Raw genomic sequence first — 226 nt, 5'->3', positions numbered from 1 at the left:
CCAATAAATTACAAGAGAAAAAGTATATTCGATCAAATGAACCTGTCTTTTGGGGGCTATTTGTTGCTGGAGGCATGATAACGGCATTTCTAACTCCAGTAATGGTATTAGTGACAGGGTTATTAATTACATTAGGCATAATTGATGCTGACCATCTAAGCTACGATAAGTTTCACGAATTTGCCAGTAGTTGGAATCGCGCAGCTATCATCTTGGTATTAGTCGC

1 protein-coding gene is annotated in these 226 nt (G+C 38.5%); it reads left to right on the top strand.

The annotated features are described in order from the left end of the window. Positions 1 to 26: 26 nt before the first annotated feature. On the top strand, positions 27 to 226 hold a 200-nt coding region (gene frdD / locus V6255_RS18425), incomplete at its 3' end, for a fumarate reductase subunit FrdD (RefSeq protein WP_425355953.1).

Origin of the sequence: Psychromonas arctica (assembly GCF_038155225.1) — a bacterium.
Taxonomy (GTDB): Bacteria; Pseudomonadota; Gammaproteobacteria; order Enterobacterales; family Psychromonadaceae; genus Psychromonas; species Psychromonas arctica_B.
This window is presented reverse-complemented; position numbering and strand designations above follow the sequence as displayed.